The organism is Pseudoalteromonas haloplanktis ATCC 14393 (assembly GCF_000238355.1).
GTDB lineage: Bacteria > Pseudomonadota > Gammaproteobacteria > Enterobacterales > Alteromonadaceae > Pseudoalteromonas > Pseudoalteromonas haloplanktis.
This window is the reverse complement of the sequence record NZ_AHCA01000014.1, coordinates 30,683-51,683: the sequence shown is the minus strand read 5'-3', so window position 1 is coordinate 51,683 and position 21,001 is coordinate 30,683. Positions and strand designations below refer to the sequence as shown.

The 21,001-nt window shown below is 41.1% G+C and carries 18 protein-coding genes; 7 read left to right on the top strand and 11 right to left on the bottom strand.

The genetic code is table 11. The annotated features are described in order from the left end of the window. Window positions 1–4: 4 nt before the first annotated feature. Window positions 5–1,153, top strand: a complete 1,149-nt coding sequence (chrA, locus tag PHAL_RS0119740; protein ID WP_016710162.1) for a chromate efflux transporter — start codon at window positions 5–7, stop codon at window positions 1,151–1,153. Here chrA and PHAL_RS0119735 read toward each other — a convergent pair. The 4 genes from PHAL_RS0119735 to speA form a co-directional block, all read right to left on the bottom strand. Continuing rightward, window positions 1,116–2,324 (bottom strand): mechanosensitive ion channel family protein, encoded by a 1,209-nt coding sequence (locus tag PHAL_RS0119735; protein WP_050901605.1) that lies wholly within the window; start codon window positions 2,322–2,324, stop codon window positions 1,116–1,118. The genes chrA and PHAL_RS0119735 overlap by 38 nt on opposite strands. Window positions 2,325–2,371: 47 nt before the next feature. After that, window positions 2,372–3,295 carry an acetyltransferase gene (locus tag PHAL_RS0119730; protein WP_016710160.1) on the bottom strand — a complete coding sequence of 308 codons (924 nt, stop codon included), beginning with the start codon at window positions 3,293–3,295 and terminating at the stop codon, window positions 2,372–2,374. A gap of 19 nt (window positions 3,296–3,314) precedes the next feature. Continuing rightward, window positions 3,315–4,193, bottom strand: coding sequence for an acyltransferase (locus PHAL_RS0119725; protein WP_016710159.1), 879 nt, complete (start codon window positions 4,191–4,193; stop codon window positions 3,315–3,317). Between the two features lie 63 nt (window positions 4,194–4,256). Next, window positions 4,257–6,134, bottom strand: a complete 1,878-nt coding sequence (gene speA, locus PHAL_RS0119720; protein WP_016710158.1) for a biosynthetic arginine decarboxylase — start codon at window positions 6,132–6,134, stop codon at window positions 4,257–4,259. Between the two features lie 202 nt (window positions 6,135–6,336). Between speA and speE the strand changes: the two genes are divergently transcribed. Next, window positions 6,337–7,200, top strand: a complete 864-nt coding sequence (gene speE / locus PHAL_RS0119715) for a polyamine aminopropyltransferase (protein WP_016710157.1) — start codon at window positions 6,337–6,339, stop codon at window positions 7,198–7,200. Window positions 7,201–7,270: 70 nt separating this feature from the next. Here speE and PHAL_RS0119710 read toward each other — a convergent pair whose 3' ends face one another. The 3 genes from PHAL_RS0119710 to PHAL_RS0119700 all read right to left on the bottom strand — a co-directional run bounded on the left by PHAL_RS0119710 (window position 7,271) and on the right by PHAL_RS0119700 (window position 10,786). Next, a complete protein-coding gene (locus tag PHAL_RS0119710) occupies window positions 7,271–8,872 on the bottom strand; it encodes a methyl-accepting chemotaxis protein (protein ID WP_016710156.1) in 1,602 nt (533 codons plus the stop codon). A gap of 68 nt (window positions 8,873–8,940) precedes the next feature. Beyond that, window positions 8,941–10,170, bottom strand: coding sequence for a hypothetical protein (locus PHAL_RS0119705; RefSeq protein ID WP_029216264.1), 1,230 nt, complete (start codon window positions 10,168–10,170; stop codon window positions 8,941–8,943). Further along, window positions 10,157–10,786 carry a methylamine utilization protein gene (locus tag PHAL_RS0119700; RefSeq protein WP_016710154.1) on the bottom strand — a complete coding sequence of 210 codons (630 nt, stop codon included), beginning with the start codon at window positions 10,784–10,786 and terminating at the stop codon, window positions 10,157–10,159. The genes PHAL_RS0119705 and PHAL_RS0119700 overlap by 14 nt, the downstream gene beginning before the upstream one ends. 188 nt (window positions 10,787–10,974) lie before the next feature. On the opposite strand from PHAL_RS0119700, the gene PHAL_RS0119695 reads away from it, so the two are divergent. Next, window positions 10,975–13,017, top strand: a complete 2,043-nt coding sequence (locus PHAL_RS0119695; RefSeq protein WP_016710153.1) for a glycoside hydrolase family 97 protein — start codon at window positions 10,975–10,977, stop codon at window positions 13,015–13,017. A gap of 51 nt (window positions 13,018–13,068) precedes the next feature. Here PHAL_RS0119695 and envZ read toward each other — a convergent pair whose 3' ends face one another. Next, a complete protein-coding gene (gene envZ / locus PHAL_RS0119690) occupies window positions 13,069–14,364 on the bottom strand; it encodes a two-component system sensor histidine kinase EnvZ (protein ID WP_016710152.1) in 1,296 nt (431 codons plus the stop codon). 6 nt (window positions 14,365–14,370) lie between these two features. Further along, on the bottom strand, window positions 14,371–15,090 hold the full coding sequence (ompR, locus tag PHAL_RS0119685; protein ID WP_029216262.1) for an osmolarity response regulator transcription factor OmpR: 720 nt from the start codon (window positions 15,088–15,090) through the stop codon (window positions 14,371–14,373). A gap of 196 nt (window positions 15,091–15,286) precedes the next feature. On the opposite strand from ompR, the gene greB reads away from it, so the two are divergent. The 4 genes from greB (at window position 15,287) to PHAL_RS0119665 (ending at window position 19,348) form a co-directional block, all read left to right on the top strand. After that, window positions 15,287–15,763 carry a transcription elongation factor GreB gene (greB, locus tag PHAL_RS0119680; RefSeq protein WP_016710150.1) on the top strand — a complete coding sequence of 159 codons (477 nt, stop codon included), beginning with the start codon at window positions 15,287–15,289 and terminating at the stop codon, window positions 15,761–15,763. 147 nt (window positions 15,764–15,910) lie between these two features. Continuing rightward, the gene (locus PHAL_RS0119675; RefSeq protein WP_016710149.1) at window positions 15,911–16,222 is read left to right on the top strand and encodes a hypothetical protein; all 312 of its coding nucleotides are present in this window, start codon (window positions 15,911–15,913) and stop codon (window positions 16,220–16,222) included. A gap of 49 nt (window positions 16,223–16,271) precedes the next feature. Beyond that, window positions 16,272–16,853, top strand: coding sequence for a CBS domain-containing protein (locus PHAL_RS0119670; RefSeq protein ID WP_016710148.1), 582 nt, complete (start codon window positions 16,272–16,274; stop codon window positions 16,851–16,853). 164 nt (window positions 16,854–17,017) lie between these two features. Then, a complete protein-coding gene (locus PHAL_RS0119665) occupies window positions 17,018–19,348 on the top strand; it encodes a Tex family protein (RefSeq protein WP_016710147.1) in 2,331 nt (776 codons plus the stop codon). Between the two features lie 56 nt (window positions 19,349–19,404). Here the strand turns inward: PHAL_RS0119665 and PHAL_RS0119660 are convergent, their stop codons facing one another. Both PHAL_RS0119660 and PHAL_RS0119655 read right to left on the bottom strand, forming a co-directional pair. Next, window positions 19,405–20,187 (bottom strand): outer membrane beta-barrel protein, encoded by a 783-nt coding sequence (locus PHAL_RS0119660; protein WP_016710146.1) that lies wholly within the window; start codon window positions 20,185–20,187, stop codon window positions 19,405–19,407. 68 nt (window positions 20,188–20,255) lie between these two features. After that, the gene (locus PHAL_RS0119655; RefSeq protein ID WP_016710145.1) at window positions 20,256–20,984 is read right to left on the bottom strand and encodes an outer membrane beta-barrel protein; all 729 of its coding nucleotides are present in this window, start codon (window positions 20,982–20,984) and stop codon (window positions 20,256–20,258) included. Window positions 20,985–21,001: the final 17 nt, after the last annotated feature.

Genomic DNA, 21,001 nt, shown 5'->3' with positions numbered 1-21,001 from the left:
CATTATGTTACTCGCTATATTTAAACAGTTTTTTTTACTCGGTTGTATGAGCTTTGGCGGGCCAGCGGCACACTTGGGCTACTTTAAACGCCATTTTGTTGATAACCTTAAGTGGTTAACTACCCAACGTTATGCGCAATTAATTAGTTTAAGCCAAGCACTACCGGGGCCAGGCTCAAGCCAAGTGGGATTTGCCATAGGAGTTGAACGCGGTGGATTACTCGGTGGTATTGCGGCATTTATTGGCTTTACACTGCCATCCTTGTTGATCATGATATTACTTGCGATTAGTACCCATCAGTTTGATGCCATTTACTTTGCGATTATTGCAGGATTAAAGCTGTTCGCTGTGGTTATTGTCGCCGATGCCACTCTCAGTATGGCGAAAAGCTTTTGCACTAATTGGATATTAAAAATATTGGCCGTAGCAAGTACCATATTGCTTATATTAATACCAAATCTAACCAGTCAAATAGCTGTTTTAGTAATAGCTGCCAGTGTTGGTGCTATTTGGCCAATGCTCAACTTAAATAATGATGAGAGTAAAACCACAACTAAAGCGGGAATTAACTGGTTTGCTTTACTGCTATTTGCCTTACTACTGGCTTTAAGCTTTATTCCCCTAAATGAAAGTATCGCGTTATTTGCGCCTTTTTATCAAGCGGGTGCAATGGTGTTTGGTGGTGGGCATGTCGTGTTACCCATTCTGCAAGCAGGTTTGCCTACCCTTAGTACGGAACAATTTCTAACAGCTTATGCCAGCGCTCAAGCAGTACCTGGGCCTATGTTCACTATTGCGAGTTATTTAGGTGCGCAATTTGAGGGGATTCAGCCTGTTGTAGGTGCATTAATTGCTACCATTTTAATTTTTTTACCTGGGTTGTTACTAATGTTTGCTTTGCAAAACAGTTGGCTACAATTAGCCAAACGCCCTCGTTTTGCAAGTAGTATTGCTGCTCTCAACGCTGCCGTGGTGGGATTTTTAGCAGCGGCGTTGTATTCACCAATCTGGACATCTGCGGTCCACTCTATTTGGCATAGTGTGATTGTTGCCGTTGCATTTGCATGGTTAAGACTTGCTAAGCCACCTATTTGGTGGCTGTTGATAGCCTTTATTAGTATGGGTCTTCTTCAGTATTATTTGCCACTTTAATTGTGGGCTTAATACCTGTTGGGTTAATGGAAGCAGGACTAAATTGTCCTGTAACACTTTGGTAAGGACGCAAATCAAAAATAGGCAATACAGCAAGCAGATGGTCCATGATCTCTGCTTGCAGATGCTCATAAGATATCCAACGTTTGTCTTCACTAAAACAGTAAAATTCAATAGGTAAGCCGTGATTAAGCGGCTGTAGCTCACGCACCATTAATGTCAGTGAGGTATTGATCTTACTGTGCTGTTTTAAATAACCTTCAGCATAACGACGGAACAAGCCGAGATTCGATACCGGATCTGGTAGCGTATTCATCTTGATATATTCTTTTAAAGCGATAGTTTGACCTATCGTTTTGGTCAATTCATCATCGGCTAAACGTATACTATTCATATCAATATTAAGGGAGCGCTTGATACGACGTCCGCCAGACTCTTGCATACCGCGCCAATTTTTAAATGATCCCGCTACCAACATATAAGTAGGGATCGTGGTGATTGTATTATCCCAGTTTCGTACTTTTACCGTATTTAAACCCAGATCAATCACTTCACCATCTGCGCCATAGTTATCTACCTGGATCCAATCTCCGTAGGTTACCAAGCGATTTGCGGCTATTTGAATGCTGGCAACAAATCCTAAAATAGTGTCTTTAAATACTAATAAAGTCACGGCGGCAATCGCGCCAAAGCCCGAAAGAATATAGGTGGGTGATTTTTCCAGTACGATACTCACAATTAGGATCGCACAAATCATAAAGGTGATCAGCTTTACGACTTGGATCAACCCTTGAATAGGCACTTCTCGGGCAAATTCAAGCTGGTTATAAATACCACCCGCAATACTTACAATACTACTGATAATAAAACCGACATGAATAATCAACAACGTTTGGCCGATCGTTTTAAACACTTCGGCTACAAACTCACTTACAGGGTAGACACTATCAAACGTGGCTAAAAATAAAACGCAACACAACATCCCTGCAAAACGACGGTTTAACTTTGTTAGCATGGGGGCTAACACACCAATGCGCTCTGGTGAAAGTTTTGTCACCACTTTTTGAATACCAGGCAGCATTAACCTACGAGTAAATAAATACACGACCAAGAGTGAGAAAACTCCAATTGCGGTAGCAGTAAGAGAGCTAAACAATGCCGTATCTGGCATACCTTCAAACCAAGGTGTCACCAATTGTTGTAGACGCGTCTGTGTAGTCACGGTAGTTTAATCTCCTTATTGTTGATTAGGACAGCTTCAGCGTTGCGCTGTGCATATGCCATAGCCAATTCGCTATCTTTAGCTAACCATAATTGGTTAATCGACGCTTGGAAGCGAGCTCTAAACTGACTATCTTGCTGGTAGTTACCAAGTAACTCAGAACTGACTGGCACTAAAGTAATATTTATTGTAACTTCACTTAAGCGCCCTCGCAGAAAGCTCGCACAAATATGATTGCTTTGTGCTTGGTACATCAAGGTTGTATTAAGAATGGCATCAAACTGCTCACCCAGCACCTCTAATGCAAATGCAACACCACCCGCTTTCGGCTTTAATAAATGTTTAAATGGGCTTTGCTGAGCTTGATGTTTTGCAGCAGTAAAACGCGTCCCTTCAACAAAATTAATGATGGTGGTTGGGTGGCTACGAAAGTTTCGGCAACTGTGCTTAGTGCGCTCAACATCAAGACCTTTGAGCTTTGGGTTTTTCGCCACTTGCGCCTTACTGATGCGCTTCATGAATGGCATACCCATCGCCCACGCACCAGAGCCAATCAGCGGCACATATTTTAGCTCATCTTTTAGAAAAAATTTCGGCGCTGGTAATACGTCAATTGCACTTAGCACCACAATATCGAGCCAGCTAAAATGATTCGATATCAATAAATACCAACCCAGCTTATTAACATCACCATTAATCACTGTTGTCACTTTGGCATTACTGAATTTTAAGCCAAGCCGATTCCCACTACACCAGCCTTGATAAGCGCTATGTAGTAAGTTACTTACCCAAGCCATGGGTAATACTAACTTTATTAGACCGAGTATTAACACAATGCAGCCCCACAGCAAGGTATTACTAAAAAGCAGTGTACCTACTGCTAGGCCATTTAGCCATTTAGGGATGATATTTTTTAGCATACATACTCGCTTGTACAGATCACTTAGCTTGTTGCTCAAGCTTAACTAACTGTTGCTCTTTTTCTTGCCATAGGCGGTTTAATTCAGACTGAAAGCCAACCCTAAATTCAGAGTCTCCCGTGTAATCACCTATTAACTCGGGGCTTACAGGCCGCACTTCTATGTGTACATTTATGTTCTTAACGCGACCACTTGCAAAGTCGACAAAGCTAGGAATGCCATCTGGGTAATGGATAGTCACATTAACTACCTTAGAGATCTGCTCGCCCATCGCTTGCATTACAAATGCTACTCCACCCGCTTTTGGTTTCAATAAATGTGGGAAAGGGCTGTTCTGACGAGCGTGTTTTTGTGCTGTAAAACGTGTACCTTCAACAAAGTTAACAATACTTACCGGCATTTCTTTAAATTTTTCACAAGCCTTACGTGTTGTTTCTAAGTCTTTGCCTCGCAGTTTAGGGTTCTTTTTTAATTGGCTTTTGCTTGTGCGCGTCATAAATGGGAAATCCAGTGCCCACCATGCCAAGCCTAAAAATGGCACATAAATAAGCTCTTTCTTTAAAAAGAAGTTTAAAAATGGAATGCGGCGATTAAGTACACGCTGCATCACTAAAATATCCACCCAACTTTGGTGGTTGGCAATAACTAAATACCAGTCTTTTAGCTTTATTTCTTCAAGCCCAGTGACATTTAGCTGATGAGGAGTAAAAATATTTTGATTAATCGAATTGCAAGACACCCAAATACTGGCACACTTTTTAGCCGACCAACTCATGGCTTTTTGCAATGGTTTAATCGGCAGTAATTTAATTAAGCCACAAATAAAAATAGGCACAAACCAAATTATCGTATTTAGGGTGTAGAAAAAGATGCTAAAAATACAACGGATCAAAGACATTACTACTTAATTCCTTTCATTAAAACTGTTAGGCAATTGATTAAGCCATACCCAATATTGCAATTAATCTTCAAAATAGGTATACCCTTCAAGACCTGCATTGAGCTCTGCTAAATATTGTTGCTTAATTGGCTCACTGATATCTAACTGCTGCACTGTGCTAGTAAAGTTGTCCGAAAAAATATCGCTATCATAATCAACAAACTTTAATACATCCTTAACACTATCACCCTTAATTGCATTCGTAAGCTGGTAACCTTGCTCGGTAAGCTCTACGTGTACAGAATCAGTATCACCAAACAAATTATGCAGATCACCTAATATCTCTTGGTACGCCCCGACCATAAACATAGCAATGTGATACTGCTGTCCAGGAACATATTGTGGGATAGGTAGGCTAGTTTCAATTCCCGCACCTTCCACATACTCACGAATTTGCCCATCAGAATCACAGGTAATATCTTGAATAATAGCGCGTTGTGTTAGTGGTTTGTCGAGATTTTCAATCGGCATCACCGGAAATAACTGCTGAATCCCCCAGACATCTGGCAGCGACTGAAATAAAGAAAAGTTCACAAACAGTTTATCAGCTAATTTTTCGTTTAGGTCATCAAGCACTTCACGGTGAGCACGGGCATTGCTTAAAGAAGCACGAACGCGATGCAAAATAGTAAAATAAAGCTGTTCTATCTTAGCCCATTCCAACATGCTTACTAGGCCGTGTACATATTGATCGTGTGCCTCGCTGAATAAGTGCATGGCATCATGGTAAATTTCCAGTGCCATACGTGGATTTAAACGCTGTAAACATTGCCACATATCATCAAGTACTAAGGCACTATTCGGCTCCGGGGCACTTGGGTTGCTGTGATTTGGTGCTTGTTCAACATCAATAACATCGGTGATCAATACCGCATGATGCGCAGTGAGTGCGCGGCCTGATTCAGTAATAATGGCAGGGTGTGGTAAATCATGCTGCTCACATACTTCAGCAAACGCATTAACCACATTACGCGCGTATTCTTCAACTGTATAATTCATTGAACAAGCACTGCGTGAACCCGAACCTTCGTAATCAACCCCTAAACCACCTCCCACATCCACGGTATTCAGTGGTACACCTAACTGGCTTAATTCAGCAAAGTGACGGGAACATTCACGTAAAGCGCGGTGAATATCACGAATATTGGCAATTTGTGAACCAATATGAAAATGCACCATTTGCATTAAATGCAGTTTGTCATGTTTTTTAAGGACTTCAACAGCCGCTAATACTTGCCCTGCTGTTAAACCAAACTTACCTTTTTCACCACCGGTATTTTGCCATTTACCTTTGCCCACTGAATTTAAACGGATACGAATACCAATGGCAGGCTCAATGCCTAAATCTTCAATTTCTGCGAGTAAGGTTGTTAATTCGGAGAGTTTTTCAACCACGATTTTAACTTTGTGCCCCATTGCTTGGCCAATACACGCTAAACGTAAAAACTCGCTATCTTTATAGCCATTACAAACGATAGTTATTGGCTGTTTAGCTACACCTAAAATAGCCATTAACTCAGGTTTTGAGCCTGCCTCTAAACCGACTAAACCACTAGGGTGGGCTAATAACTTACTGACCACTGAGCGCTGTTGGTTTACTTTTATTGGGTATACACAAGTATATTGCCCCTGATAGGTACGAGCATTACGTGCACTGCGAAAAGCACTGGTCAAAGTATCAACGCGGTTTTGTAAAATATCAGTAAAACGTACTAGTACAGGTAGCGTTAACCCTTGTTTTTTGAATTGCTCAGTCAACTCAGTTAATGAAATAGCGGCTTTAGTTTGATCGCCATCTGGGTAAGCGACTAACTCACCTTGGCTATTAATGTCAAAGTAACCATCGCTCCAATGTGCGACGTTATATGTAGAGCGTGCTGTGTCTAAACCCCAAGTCATGGCAAATTCTTCTCTAGTTAACAAGTTTCGCGGAATCGGTTATTTTAATACGTCATAACGCCCTAAGCTAACAAAAAATAACCTTTAAACCAAAGCTAAGATAAAATATTCGCTATACTGGTTAAAATTTCATTGAGCAAAACGCCAAGCACTGGCAAAATTGCCCCTTTTTCATACTCAACTCAAAAGTGTAACTAGCGACATGGCAAATTTAGAGCAAAGCAAATGGTTTACCGAAATCAGTGAACGTGACGGCAGTGCGTTCTCTCTACGCATCAATAAAAAGTTAGATGAGCAGCAATCACCTTTCCAAAAAGTCGAAATGTATGAAACTACCGACTTTGGTAACCTAATGATTATTGATGGTTGTACTATGGTAAGTAGTCGCGAGAACTTTTTTTACCATGAAATGATCAGCCACCCAGCATTGCTTGCTCACCCAAACCCGAAAAATGTAGTCATTATCGGCGGTGGTGATTGCGGCACCTTACGTGAAGTGCTCAAACACCCTAGCGTTGAATCTGTTACACAGATTGATATTGACGAAGTTGTGACACAAATGTCATTAAAATACTTCCCTGAATTATGTGAAGCGAACCAAGATCCACGTGCCACTGTCATGTTTGACGATGGTATCAAGTACATGCGTGAACTTGCTGCTGAGTCAATTGATGTGGTTATTGTTGATGGTACTGATCCGGTAGGCCCTGGTGAAGGCTTGTTCAACCATGCTTTTTACACGAGCTGTTTAAACGCGCTTCGCCCTGGCGGTATTATGGTGCAACAAAGTGAATCACCCCTTATGCATATGCCATTATTAGTAGAAATGCGTGATGCAATGACAGATGTTGGCTTTAACGATTTGCAAACACTGCCATTCCCACAGCCAATTTACCCAAGTGGTTTATGGTCAGTGACGCTTGCTCGTAAAGATGAAGCATTTGCAGGATTTAGAGAAGATGCTGCTGCAGACATCGCACAAGGTACAGAATACTACAACAGTGGTATTCACCACGGCGCGCTAGCAACACCTAATTATATGAAACGCGCTTTTGAGAAAAAGTAAACGTTGTAGTAAAAATTGATATGTAAAAGGGTTCGTACGAACCCTTTTTATTGCCTGTATTTAAGATTAACTAAACCTTAAAACGTTGCACTAAACGACTCAGCTCATCGGTTAACTGGTTCATCCTTACAGCCACCTCTTCAGTAGAATGTGCAAGCTCACCACCTTGCACGGTTTGATCATTTAATGACGATAAATTATGGCTAATTTCTTCAGCAACGGCGGTTTGCTCATCGGTTGCTTGCGCTGTTTGCATCGCCATATCATTCACTTTTATCGATGATTGCTGCATAGCATTAAGCACATCATTAGTTTGCGCAAATGAAGCAACAGCTTCATCAGCAAAGCGCTTGCCACCATTAATTGCCGCTAATGATTGCTCTACACTATTAGCAAATTGCTCCACCATAGTTTGTATATCATTAGTGCTTTCTTGAGTGCGAGTTGCCAAAGTGCGCACTTCATCAGCCACCACCGCAAAACCTCGACCTTGCTCACCGGCGCGCGCAGCTTCTATCGCCGCATTCAACGCCAGTAGATTAGTTTGTTCTGCAATTGCACGGATCACATCTAGCACTTTCGCTATATTCTCGGAGTTTTCCTGTAGCTCGGTTGATTTATTACTCGCGTGTTCCATATTATCAGATAACGCAACTATTTTATCACTGGAATTAGCCACCGCCGCTAACCCCTGCTTAGCAAATTGTTGTGAGTTATCTGCTTCTTTAGATGACTGCTGCGCAACATTGGCCACTTCACGACTAGCAACACTCATCTCATGCACAGCACTGACAATTGACTCGGATGCTTGGCTGAGTTTTTGGTTGACCTGATTATTTTGCTTGGCGAACTGATTAAGATCGATACCTAAGTGATTTAACTCTTTTGCTTGTTCTAAAATATCACGGATCAATTGCTGTAAATTATCCAAAAAACGATTAAATGCTGTCGCTAACTCAGAAAATTCATCTTGGCTTTTGACGGCGATCCTGCCCGTTAAATCACCGTCACCGGAGGCAATATCATTGATCCGTGCAGTCACATAATGCATCTGTTTAGTTAACTGACGCGGAATGATATAACTGAACCAACCAGAAATGGCTAACAGTACTACCACCATAACCAATAAGAATCCTTTTGTAGTGCTAATTTTTTCAAGCAGCTTTTGTTTTTCATCTTTCGATGTCAGCTCCGCTTGCTCACCTGCCTTATCTAAAATGCCACGCAGTGCAGCAAACTCTCTATCAGCTTGAAGATTTTTTTGTCGGTTTTGTGGGTCATCAATATAGGCATTTGATGCCGATAGCCATTTATCAAATGCGTTGTTAAAGCCACTAAATTGTGCAGTAACTTGTGGATAGACAGATAAGTACTGCAAATACTGCTTAAATCGCTCAGCCACTTGTTGGGCGTTTTCTTGATGCTCTTGCAACTCTTCAGCATTGCCGATTTTATTCGTGACTAAATGCAACTCTGCAACTTTGGCTTGGTAGAGATCACGATCGCCATTAACAACCACTGAAATAGCATTAAGGAATCGCTCAGACTGTGTATCTAAAGCAACTTTTTGTAAATTAATCAAATGGCTGTAACCTGTGATCAATACAATTATTGCAATCCCAAGTAACATGATTGGAATGGAGCTTTTCACACGAATACTCTGTAATTTCATGTTTTACCTTTACAAAAAATGCTGTATCAATAGTTACTTAAAGATAGTTCAAATGAATAAAATTACCATTAATAGCGCCACTGCACATTTAAGCTCAGCTGCTGTTGCGATAATTTTCTGGCAATGCCCATCGCTTCACGGTTGTCAGCTTGACTATGCAAAGCTGACCCCTCGATCCCTAACTGCCATTGTGGTGAAAGCTGGTAGCGCAAAGTAGCTGTGATCCCTTCGCCATGACTGGCATTTGGGTCAAACGTCCAATCATCTTTGTCAGTAACTTCAAAGTAGTCATAGCGAATAGACAACCTATGCGCTGCCTTTTTGTGGCTTAATAGGATAAAGTGACTATAAAAGTCATTATCAACACCACGGCTCTCGCCCATCGCCGTGTTGCCAGACATAGCTTGTACTATCAGGCGAGTTTGAGCTGTAAATTTATACAACCATGCAACACTTGAAAACCGCGTATCCCACGCATATTGCCCTGTGCTGTAATTTAATGCCGCTGGATCGCCATTATTATCATAATAATAAAAACGAAACTGTGACTTTTTAAGATAGTCCCAATGAATGCCACCATAATAACCAAAGCGACCATCAACTTCTTCAAAAGGCAAAACCTGATTTGCTTGATGTTGCAGCTGAGATGTATTAAGTGATGCAACGGGTGCAAATGCAACCGCTTCATTAAAGGTTGTTTGTCGGTCATGCATTGCAAATCCACGCCACGCTAAAAGCGTACCTGCGGGATCATTCCCTTTAAATGTTGCACCAACAAACGCAAAGCTATGTTTACTGTTAAAGCTGCGCCCAGGGCGCTTGATAGTTGCTTCAACCCCCACAGTACGAACCTCCTCACCAATCCAAGAATTAATAGCAGAGTTGGTGTAATTATAAGGAGAGATCCAACCCATATCCGGGTTTTCCAGTGATAATAACGGGTAAAATCCCCCCGCTCTAACATGCCATTTATACTTGCTACTCGTTAGTGGCTGATATTGAAAATAGGCTTGGCTAAAACCTAACGAGGCTTGCGGATCTTGATAAGCATTAACAACCCCATGCGCCGACCAATTAGTACTTAAATCAACCCTAAAATCGATAAGACCCTGCGAAAGTACAATACCATCGTTGTCACTATCGTAACGGTAAAGTCCAACGCCACCTTCTTGCCAACTAAGTTGCGGGTCACCATTTACAGCTGTCAATTGCAGTAATCCCTTAACCTGTGCCAGTGCATTAAAGCTAAATGCTAGCCCTAGTAGGATAAAAGCTAAACTAACCTTATTCATAGTCATCAAATTCATCTACACCAATCGTAATGCGAGGAACAATAACCTGCTTTATTTGATAAACAACCGCTGCGCTACCAAGCGCGATAGTTTTACTTTCGGTTTGACTAATATCGCTAAATCCTTCATGCCATACATTAAGCTCATACTCACCGTGTTGTGGAGTCAGCGCTATTTGTCCTTGAGTATTTGTGATGCCATAAAATGGACTATCAACCACTACTATATAACCCAACATCCAATCATGAATATTACAACCAAGCTCAACAACTCCCGTTTGCTCAAAGCGGATCGGAGCTTGCGGTTGCTCACGGTAAAGCTTTAGTTCAAATGATTTAGCGTTTGAAAACGAATAAACATGATGCATGATTGAATCAGCATTGGGGAATTCAACCTGCGCATTTTGCGGTACCACTAAAACATGAGGAGTAAATTGCCGGTCTTTTTGCGTCATCGTAAAGAGTGAACTCACAGGCAGTGTTTGTAGGGTATGATCAGTTGCAGTTAGCCATACTACCGCATTTGCGAGCGGTTGCTGGTTTTGATCATGAATAGTGATGGTTGCAGCATAGCTTTTACAGCCCATAAAAATGAATAAAGCAGTAATAAATAGTTTGAACATCTGAATGTCTTATTATTTTATTTTTATTCATTATAGACCGATTCAATTGATACTTTGTTAATTTTATTACCAAGATTTAGTTTCAGCTTAGCTGACAATAAATTGAATACGTATGCAACCATCTCGTAATAAAAGCACTGGCGTTTTATGCTAAATGATTCAATTAGGTTACACCTCAAGGAACAGCTATGCGATTACCTTTGCTACTTCTATTAGGATTTTCAAGCGCTTGCTTTGCTAAAGACGCGACAATTCAATCTCCGAATGGAAATATAAAAATAACCATTTCAGATCAGCAAATAATGCCAAGCTATAAAATCAGCTTTAACGGCAAAGATATCATCGAAAACTCAGTGCTTGGTTTTGAATTTAAACAGCAAGCCGCCTTTGCTGAAGGGTTTAAAATCATCGACGTACAAAACACCCAACATGATAGCCAATGGCAACAACCTTGGGGAGAACGCGAAACCGTTATTGATCAGCATAATGAAGTGGCCGTTACTTTTAGCAAATCGGCCCCACACGCAGCTACTTACACCGTACGCTTTAGAGCATTTGATGATGGCGTAGGTTTTCGCTACGAAGTACCTAAACAAGTAGGTTTTGAAAACATAGAAATCACCAAAGAGCTTACTGAGTTTGCAATTGCCGGTGCTGATAAAACCACTGCATGGTGGATCCCGGCGCGTGGCTGGAATCGCTATGAATACGCATATAACACCACGCCATTACACGATGCCGCGTTGGTACACACACCATTTACTTTTAAAAATGCCGATGGAGTGCATGTCAGTATTCACGAAGCAGCGCTAGTTGATTACGCCAGTATGGTGTTAAATCAACGTCGCCCAGGTACTTTACAAGCCGATTTAACTCCTTGGTCTGATGGCATCGCTGTAAAAAAACACGGCGCGTTTAATACACCGTGGCGTACCATTCAAATTGGTGCAAAAGCCGTTGATTTGATCAACTCAGATATTATTTTAAACCTCAATGAACCCAATAAACTCGGTGATGTGTCATGGGTTAAACCAGGGAAGTATGTCGGTATTTGGTGGGGCATGCACATCAATGAAAATACTTGGGGGAGCGGTGAAAAACACGGCGCCACTACCAGCGAGACAAAGCGTTACATGGATTTTGCCGCTAAATACGGTTTTGATGGTGTGTTAGTGGAAGGCTGGAATATTGGCTGGGATGGCGACTGGTTCTTTAATGGCGATGTATTTAGCTTTACCAAACCTTACGATGATTTTGATATTGCTGAACTTACTCGTTACGGTAAACAAAAAGGTGTACAACTGATTGGCCACCACGAAACATCTGGTAACGTTACAAACTACCGCAAGCAAATGGAAGATGCCTACGCACTCTATGAAAAATCCAACGTTAGCCAAGTGAAGACAGGATACGTTGCTGATGGCGGTAATATCAAACGCATTGACGACAATGGTATTGTTCGAAAAGAATGGCATGACGGCCAATTTATGGTTAACGAGTACCTTCACAGTATCAAACTAGCCGCTAAACATAAGCTCAGCATTAATACCCATGAGCCAATTAAAGACACCGGCCTGCGCCGTACGTATCCAAATTGGATCGCTCGTGAAGGTGCTCGCGGCCAAGAATTTAATGCTTGGGGCACACCACCTAATCCACCTGAACATATTCCAATGCTTGCCTTCACTCGTATGCTGGCAGGGCCGATGGATTTTACTCCGGGTATTTTTGATATGAGTTTTAATGGTTTAGGCGCTGATACTAATCGCCCACAAACCACTTTAGCGAAGCAACTGGCTTTATATGTTGTAATGTATAGCCCAATTCAAATGGCCGCTGACTTACCGCGTAACTATTTGGCCAAGCCTGATGCCTTCCAGTTTATTCAAGACGTACCCACTGATTGGCAACAAAGTATCGCTATCGCAGGGGAAGTTGGCGACTACGTAGTATTTGCTCGTAAAGAGCGCAAACGTGATCACTATTCAGGTAACGATTGGTACTTAGGCGCAGTCACCGATGAGCAAGCCCGTAGCATAGAAGTTGAACTCGACTTTTTAGAGCAAGGTAAAAAGTTTGAAGCACACATTTACCGTGATGGTGACAAAGCCGAGTGGAAGAACAACCCTTACGATTTAAAAATCGAAAAACGCATTGTTACAGCAACAGATAAGCTAACGCTGAAACTTGCCACCAGCGGCGGCACAGCAATTAGATTTAAAGCGCTTTAAAGGTAGCCATAAGTTTTAAGCCGTAAGCTTTAAGTTGCTTACGGCTAAAGGCTACTTAGGTAAATAAATTTGTGCACTTAAACCGCCTTCAGGGCGGTTTACTAATTTTACCTTACCACCGTGCATATCAATTATGCGTTTGATAATTGCCAAACCTAAGCCGCTACCTTCACTGCCTCTGGCTGCATCACCTTGTTTAAAGGGTTCAAATACAGTTTCTAGTTCACTCTCAGGAATACCGGGGCCATGATCATTTACCATCACCACAGCGTATTTTTTATCACTGCTGATCGCCGTTTCAACCTCAATATCGCCATCCGAATAACGTATCGCATTTTCAATCATGTTGGTAACAACGCGTTTAATTGCCACCATACTTAAAGGGATATTACTAATACTAGGGTTTTCGCGAAAGGTGATAGTACGTTGATGTTTTTGCTCTGAGTGCACCACTTCTGAAACAATCGCATTAAGATCTTCAAGCGCGAGCTCTTCACGTTTGTGGTGGCGCAAATACTCAATAAATTGATCGATAATGGCATTCATATCTTCAATGTCGTAGATAATCCCTTCTCGCAGGTAGTCTTCTTCATCCGACATCATTTCGGTGGCTAAGCGAATGCGTGTCAGTGGCGTACGTAAATCATGAGACACACCCGCCATCAATAATCGACGGTCATTTTCAAGTGCAGCAATCCCTCGTGACATTTGATTAAATGCCCGTGTTACCTCAATCACTTCAGTTGAACCATGTTCTTCAAGTTTAGTGGAAAAGTCACCAACACCTACTTTAACAGCCGCTTGCTGCAATGCTTTTAATGGTCGATTTAAGTGACGAGCAAAAAGCCAGCCACCAAGCACACTTAAAAAACCGATACTGGATAAATAGAAGGTCAAAAATTCGAGGTTGTTTTCTTTAAAACCAGTCAGAGGAACTTTAACCCAGTAACCAGGGGCTTGCGGTGCTTCAACCCAATATACTAACGGATCTGTTTGGCTTATACGCACTCGGGCAGAGCCATTTAATTGCTCAGACATACTGCGTGATAGCATTGAATACTCACGAGTTTGGCCAAGTCCCTCGCTCATCGCTTGGCGCTGAGTCATGACTTCGATACCCGTTATTTCAAAAAACTTATTCGATACTTCATCGCTGATCTCAACGCCATCTTCCCAATCTATAAACACGGTTTTGATCTGCTTGGCTAAAATCAGATTAACTTGTTCAATGGTCGGTTTAACTACGTATAGACTCACAGTGATGTAAGATACTACTTGGTTGATCAACAATAATGCTGCTACCAAAAACACTGTTTGTCCAAATGCACTCTTGGGAAACATACTCATAGCAGACTATTTTTCACCATCAGGTACAAATACGTAGCCTAAGCCCCACACGGTTTGAATATAGCGAGGATTAGCCGCATCGACTTCAATCATCCGACGCAAACGCGATACTTGTACATCGATACTACGCTCTAGCGCACTGTAATCACGCCCTCTAGCTAAATTCATTAACTTATCACGGCTTAGCGGCTCTCGCGGGTGAGTCACCAACGCTTTTAATACCGCAAACTCGCCACTGGTTAACGACATGGTCTTGTCACCTTGGCTCATTTCTCGCGTGGCTAAATTAAGTGAGAATTCCCCGAACGTAATTTCATTTTCTTCTGCAGCAGGCGCCCCAGGTACTTCTTTTGCGCGACGGCGCAAAATGGCTTTAATACGAGCTAATAATTCGCGTGGATTAAATGGCTTTGGAATGTAGTCATCTGCGCCAAGTTCTAAACCAATAATTCGGTCAACTTCATCACCTTTAGCGGTCAGCATTACAATGGGGATTTCATTTTCTTTTTGACGTAAGCGCTGGCAAATAGATAAGCCATCTTCGCCCGGAAGCATTAAATCGAGCACCATTAAGTGAAAGTTTTCACGTTCTAGTAAGCGATCCATTTGTTCTGAGTTGCCCGCTGTACGTACAATAAATCCTTGTTCTACCAAGTAGCGCTCTAACAAGCCGCGTAAGCGCATATCATCATCAACGACTAATACTTTTGTAGTTTCATGTCCCATTAATTTCATTCTTATTGTTTTTACTGTTACTGATTAATATAAATGAAAAACTTGATAATAAAAAACTAATTAGCTCACTAGATTGTTACTGAACATTTCAAGGCACCATAAATATAAAAGATCGTAAAAATCAGCTCGACAAGGCAACGAGATTTTTATACCTTGCGTACGTGTCTCCCAAAGTAAAAATTGCAACGTGAAAACCAATTTAATTACCCGAGAGGGCTATTTACAACTACAACAAGAACATGATCACTTATGGAATGTTAAGCGTCCTGAAGTCACTAAAATAGTGAGCTGGGCAGCAAGTTTGGGGGATCGCTCTGAAAATGCAGACTATCAATACAATAAGCGTTTACTACGACAAATAGACCGCCGTGTTCGGTATTTGCGTAAACGTATGCCAGATCTAAAAATAATTGATTACTCACCACAACAAGCTGGTAAAGTGTTTTTTGGTGCTTGGGTGGAAATTGAAAATGAGCAAGGTGAAGTGCTTAAATTTAGAATTGTCGGCCCTGATGAGATTTATGACCGCAAAGATTATATTTCCATTGATTCTCCAATGGCACGTGCACTATTAAACAAGCAAGTTGATGATGAATTTTATGTCACAACCCCACAAGGAAAGAAAGAGTGGTACGTTAACAGTATTTACTACCCAGGCTCTTAAAACGTGTAAGACAGAGCAAGCAACACATTCGATTTATTATTCAGATAAGATTAATTATTGGTTGTCTAAAGTGAATTTGTAGACTATAACTAAAGATACTCAAGTCAAGCATTTCGCACTTGAGTTCAGAATTGGAAGGTCGTTGTCATGTCAAACGCAATACATCGCATAATTAGTAATGCCATGTTATTCACACTTTTAGTAAGTGTGAGTTTGACTTCATTTGCGCATGACGTTACCAATTCTAAAGAATTAGCTTCTCCAACCCCACACTACTTTGTTTGTGACACAGCAGAGCAAACTACCCCTGACGTTGACCTAGATACACACGTTGACGGACTCTCTATCAGGGTGCTTCAACCACTCCCTGAAAATGCTTTATCACTTTATGTGAGCACTACTTTAACACAACCTTTTAGCCAAGCTTACCAGCGTGGTCCACCAAGTTATTTGATTTAATTTACTGCTTAAAACTTTATTAAATTTAATAACATAATTGGTGATTACTATGACTAACTTTAAAGAGCTTCGTACTCAAAATATTTCTGAAGGCGTTTTATCTCACACTTACCGTGAAACTCAGCCGTTAATTGATTTAACTTCTCCGGCTTTAACTATGGTTAATAATTTCACTCAAAAAGATCCGCTTCGCGCGCATTATGAAACCACCATTGTTGATGCACTAAAACAAATAACCAGTCAACATACCGGTTTTATTTTAGTAATTGATGACCAAGAGAAATTACTAGGGATCGCATCTAGTGCTGATCTACAAAGCTCAAAAGTAATGATTTTAGCACAGCGTTTGAATATTTCTCGTGCTGAAATCAGCTTGCGTCACGTGATGACGCCACTTAGCCACTTAACAGGTGTCAGTATGCAAAGCTTAAGCTATGCATGTGTTGGTGATGCATTACAAACAATGGAGCAAGCCGGTGTTATGTTTTTATTAGTTACTAGTGTACATAATGAAATTTGTGGCTTGATCTCTGCTCGTGAGATTGCAAAAACATTGCAAATCCCTGTTCATATTAGCCCTATCGCCCACTCTTTTAGTGAAGTAATGGAGCATATTGAGCACCCACATTAATTTTTAACTATTTACGTATTTCGTAAGTAGTCATTATCTTTACAGCAAAGGCCTTAAAGCATACTTTAAGGCCTTTTTATTGTGCGTTGCTGTGATATTATTCAGGCAATTCATTACGCCAAAACTCTCGTTCTGGTCTTCAAATTGTTTAATAAGGTTTTTGCATGAGCAATATCTCTGCACGTTTAGCCACTGAGCTGAACGCCCAAGAGCAACAAATTATAGCTGCTACAAAATTACTCGATGAAGGTTCAACCGTGCCTTTTATCGCTCGCTACCGCAAAGAAGTAACGGGCGGATTAGACGATACTCAATTACGTTTACTCGAACAGCGTTTATCATATTTACGTGAACTAGAAGAGCGTAGAGCTTTTATTTTAACAACCATTGAATCTCAAGATAAGCTCACGGCAAGTTTAGCGGCAGATATTAATAATGCAGATAGTAAAACCGAGTTAGAGGATCTGTACTTACCTTATAAGGCAAAACGCCGTACTAAAGGGCAAATCGCGATCGAAGCAGGTATACAGCCGTTAGCTGATGCCCTGTTTAATGACGCCTCATTAGATCCAGAACAACAGGCCGCAGGTTATTTAAACCCTGAAGCGGGTTTTGCCGATGAAAAAGCAGTGCTAGATGGCGCTAAGTTTATTCTTATGGAGCGCTTTGCTGAAGATGCGAAACTGCTTGCTAAGTTTCGCAGTCACATTAGCCAACATGGCCAAATTGAAGCAAGCCTTATTGCAGGTCAAGAACAAGCAGGCACTAAATACCGTGATTACTTTGAGCATCAAGAAGCTCTTAAGAAAGTGCCTTCGCACCGTGCATTAGCTATGCTTCGTGCTCGAAATGAAGGAGTTTTACAGCTGAGTATTAACCCTGAGCCAAGTTCAGAAAACCCAGCTCAAATGTGTGCTGTAATGATTGCAGATCACTATCGCCTTGATATTAATAACCAAGCAGCAAGTGCATGGTTGCTTAGCGTTGTACAATGGGCATGGAAAATTAAACTTGGTCTGCATTTAGAAAATGAATTTTTAGCAGCCATGCGCGAAAAAGCCGAAACCGGTGCAATTGATGTATTTGCGAAAAATTTAAAAGACTTATTAATGGCAGCACCTGCTGGCGCACGCACTACACTTGGCCTTGATCCTGGCCTACGTACAGGCTGTAAAATCGCAGTCGTCGATAGCACTGGTAAATTATTGGCGACACAAACAATATTCCCACATGCGCCACAAAATCATTGGGATAAATCAATACGTACGCTAGAACAATTATGTCGCCAGCACAAAGTTGAGCTGATTGCTATTGGTAACGGCACGGCCTCTCGTGAGTCAGACAAACTCGTTGCTGAACTCATCAAAGCGAATAGCGAGCTTAAACTAAATAAGATTATGGTCAGCGAAGCTGGGGCGTCTGTATACTCGGCGTCAGAATTTGCAGCCAATGAATTCCCCGATTTAGATGTATCGTTACGTGGCGCTGTGTCTATTGCACGTCGCTTGCAAGACCCACTCGCAGAGCTTGTTAAAGTAGAGCCAAAATCAATTGGTGTAGGCCAATATCAACATGACGTATCGCAAAGTCAGCTAGGTCAAACGCTCACATCGGTTGTTGAAGATTGTGTTAACTTAGTCGGTGTAGATTTAAACATGGCCTCAGTGCCATTACTTGCTCGCGTATCCGGTTTGAACAAAACTTTAGCGCAAAACATTGTTAATTATCGCGATGCTAACGGTTCATTCGCTAAACGCTCAGAGCTTAAGAAAGTAGAACGTTTAGGGCCAAAAGCATTTGAGCAAGCCGCGGGCTTCTTAAAAATCAGCAATGGCAGCGATCCACTTGATAAGTCATCGGTTCACCCTGAAGCTTATCCTGTTGTTAAACGTATCTGTGAGAAAAATAACCTTGATGTTACTCAACTTATAGGTAATTCTGAGCTCCTTAATAAGTTAGTCGCTAACGACTACACTGATGAGAAATTTGGCTTACCGACTGTCACCGATATCATCAGTGAGCTTGATAAGCCCGGCCGCGATCCTCGTCCTGATTTTAAAACCGCCGAATTTAAAGCCGGCGTAGAAACCATCAATGACTTAAAACCAGGCATGATTTTAGAAGGGGTAGTGTCTAACGTTGCTAACTTTGGTGCGTTCGTTGATGTGGGTGTACACCAAGATGGCCTAGTGCATATTTCAGCAATTACTAATAAGTTTATTTCTGATCCGCGCGAAGTGGTTAAAGCTGGCGATATTGTGAAAGTTAAAGTGGTGGAAGTAGATGCCGCTCGTAAACGTATTAGTTTTACCATGCGTTTAGATGATGATATTGATACCAGCAATAAATCAACGCCATCAGTTAACCAAAAGTCGCAAAATAATCGTGGTAATGCTCAGCAACCTCGCGCCGCTAAACCAAAACGCGATACCGGTAATGCGATGATGGGCAATGCCTTTGCCGATGCTTTCGCCAATGCCAAAGTGAAAAAATAGCTCGTAAACAAAAACGCCACAAACTTAGTTTGTGGCGTTTTCAATTTAAATCAGATTTAAAAGTAATAACGTAAAGTCGCTGCTGCGATGTCAGCGTATTCACCTGTGTAACTGTAGGAAGCAGCAAACGTTATTTTTTCAGTAACTGCGTAACTTAAACCTACTTTTAACAGGAGGTTATTTTCACTTTCTTCATCATGTAAGCGTACATAACCAGCACCTACACCATGCAAACGCTCATAACCAAAGCCTGCATTTACTTCAAATTGTTCGGTCAATAAATGTCTAATTTGTGCAGTTATTTCAAAGGAGTCAGCTGTTTCTGAATCTTCATAGTATTTTTTTGAAACATCAAAAACATTACCATCAGATTCAAGTCTATGTATAAGTGTTTCCTCAGTCTTAATCTTACTTTTCCCATATTTCAAGGCATAGTCAACAGAAGTTTCTCTTGAAAAATGCTGAATATACCCAAAGCCAAGGCTATAACGTGTTAGCTCCATATCGATGACACTGCTATATGTATCGATAACATCGCTTGAATAAGTCCCATCAGGCAAAGGTGAAGACAAGTTTTTAGCAACGTATGAATAGTCAGCGCTACTTTGAGAGTACGAGCCTGTAAAATACCAATTTTCAGAAAATTGTTTACTGAGGTTTATAATATACCCACCATAACTAGGCGCACCTGAGCGGTCTACATCCGTTTTATCATAGCTCTTGATGTCCGTTTTTGCATAGCCTACTTCAACATAATCGTAGCTTAAAAGTGATGTTTGGTTTGCCGCAGCGGTGATTGAAAAAAGAGATAAAGCACCTGCGATTACTGCATATTTCATTTAATTGTCTTCCATACTAAAATCGCCACAAAATCTATTTGCAGCGATTGTAATTTTTTATTTCAAGATTAAAAGTAATAACGTAAAGTCGCTGCGATATCTGCATATTCATCAACATAACGGTATGAAGCACCCAAAGTTGCTTTTTCAGTTAAGGTGTAATTAACACCCGCTTTTAACACTAGATTATTATCACTTTCTTCATCATGTAAACGCTCATAGCCAACCCCTGCATTTACTTCAAATTTGTCCGTTAATAAATGTCTAATTTGTATATTGGCTGAAAGAATATCTGCACTATCTGAATCTGAATAACCTTCTTCAGAAGATGAAAACACTTGACCATTAAATCTTTCTTCAACGGTGAAATCAAAATCGGTACTATATTTAAGTTTACCTAAATTAATACTGTAATCTATATTAGTAACTGCCGATAAGCGTTGAATATAACCTGCGCCGAGTTCGATCCGAGTAAATTCAGCGTCGAGTGTCCCTTGTGTATTAAGGGTTGATGTTCCTACATATTCACCATTTTGATAAATATCACGATAATCCTCAGAGACACTATTTGACATCTCATCTGATGTACTCGCATACATACCGGTCAAGTACCAATTATCACTAAGCTGTTTACTGATCTTAACGGCATAACCGTCAAAACTGAGATCATCTAAATCATCTACGTCCATTTTTGCATAGCCAACTTCGACATAGTCGTAACTTAAGCCTGATGTTTGGTTTGCCGCAGCGGTGATTGAAAAAAGCGATAAAGCTCCTGCGATTACTGCATATTTCATTTAATTGTCTTCCATAG

What these genes read in the sequence shown, in the direction of transcription:
- chrA (WP_016710162.1), top strand. Translation starts at nt 5, where the DNA reads ATGTTACTCGCTATATTTAAACAGTTTTTTTTACTCGGTTGTATGAGC.
- PHAL_RS0119735 (WP_050901605.1), bottom strand. Translation starts at nt 2,324, where the DNA reads ATGCCAGATACGGCATTGTTTAGCTCTCTTACTGCTACCGCAATTGGA.
- PHAL_RS0119730 (WP_016710160.1), bottom strand. Translation starts at nt 3,295, where the DNA reads ATGCTAAAAAATATCATCCCTAAATGGCTAAATGGCCTAGCAGTAGGT.
- PHAL_RS0119725 (WP_016710159.1), bottom strand. Translation starts at nt 4,193, where the DNA reads ATGTCTTTGATCCGTTGTATTTTTAGCATCTTTTTCTACACCCTAAAT.
- speA (WP_016710158.1), bottom strand. Translation starts at nt 6,134, where the DNA reads ATGACTTGGGGTTTAGACACAGCACGCTCTACATATAACGTCGCACAT.
- speE (WP_016710157.1), top strand. Translation starts at nt 6,337, where the DNA reads ATGGCAAATTTAGAGCAAAGCAAATGGTTTACCGAAATCAGTGAACGT.
- PHAL_RS0119710 (WP_016710156.1), bottom strand. Translation starts at nt 8,872, where the DNA reads ATGAAATTACAGAGTATTCGTGTGAAAAGCTCCATTCCAATCATGTTA.
- PHAL_RS0119705 (WP_029216264.1), bottom strand. Translation starts at nt 10,170, where the DNA reads ATGACTATGAATAAGGTTAGTTTAGCTTTTATCCTACTAGGGCTAGCA.
- PHAL_RS0119700 (WP_016710154.1), bottom strand. Translation starts at nt 10,786, where the DNA reads ATGTTCAAACTATTTATTACTGCTTTATTCATTTTTATGGGCTGTAAA.
- PHAL_RS0119695 (WP_016710153.1), top strand. Translation starts at nt 10,975, where the DNA reads ATGCGATTACCTTTGCTACTTCTATTAGGATTTTCAAGCGCTTGCTTT.
- envZ (WP_016710152.1), bottom strand. Translation starts at nt 14,364, where the DNA reads ATGAGTATGTTTCCCAAGAGTGCATTTGGACAAACAGTGTTTTTGGTA.
- ompR (WP_029216262.1), bottom strand. Translation starts at nt 15,090, where the DNA reads ATGGGACATGAAACTACAAAAGTATTAGTCGTTGATGATGATATGCGC.
- PHAL_RS0119675 (WP_016710149.1), top strand. Translation starts at nt 15,911, where the DNA reads ATGTCAAACGCAATACATCGCATAATTAGTAATGCCATGTTATTCACA.
- PHAL_RS0119670 (WP_016710148.1), top strand. Translation starts at nt 16,272, where the DNA reads ATGACTAACTTTAAAGAGCTTCGTACTCAAAATATTTCTGAAGGCGTT.
- PHAL_RS0119665 (WP_016710147.1), top strand. Translation starts at nt 17,018, where the DNA reads ATGAGCAATATCTCTGCACGTTTAGCCACTGAGCTGAACGCCCAAGAG.
- PHAL_RS0119660 (WP_016710146.1), bottom strand. Translation starts at nt 20,187, where the DNA reads ATGAAATATGCAGTAATCGCAGGTGCTTTATCTCTTTTTTCAATCACC.
- PHAL_RS0119655 (WP_016710145.1), bottom strand. Translation starts at nt 20,984, where the DNA reads ATGAAATATGCAGTAATCGCAGGAGCTTTATCGCTTTTTTCAATCACC.